Genomic DNA, 312 nt, shown 5'->3' with positions numbered 1-312 from the left:
ACGTCGACCTGCTGGTCCCGGCCGCGGTCGAGGGCGTCCTGCACGCCGGGAACGCTGCCCGCGTGACGGCACGCGTGATCGTCGAGGGCGCGAACGGCCCGACCTCCCCGGCTGCCGACCGGATCTTCGCCGCGAACGGACAGCTCGTGGTGCCCGACATCCTTGCGAACGCCGGCGGAGTGCTCGTCTCCTACTTCGAGTGGGTGCAGGGCAACCAGGCCTACTGGTGGAACGCCGCAGAGGTCGAACAGAAGCTCGAAGAGCGGATGCTCGCCGCCCTCGGTGCCCGTGACTGGCAAATTGAACTCACTG

At 68.6% G+C, this 312-nt stretch carries 1 pseudogene; it reads left to right on the top strand.

From position 1 onward, the window contains the following. Positions 1-312: pseudogene (locus tag QN345_RS20035) on the top strand (glutamate dehydrogenase); the annotation flags it as partial.

Source organism: Cryobacterium sp. 10I1, from assembly GCF_035019805.1.
Classification (GTDB): Bacteria; Actinomycetota; Actinomycetes; order Actinomycetales; family Microbacteriaceae; genus Cryobacterium; species Cryobacterium glucosi.
This window is presented reverse-complemented; position numbering and strand designations above follow the sequence as displayed.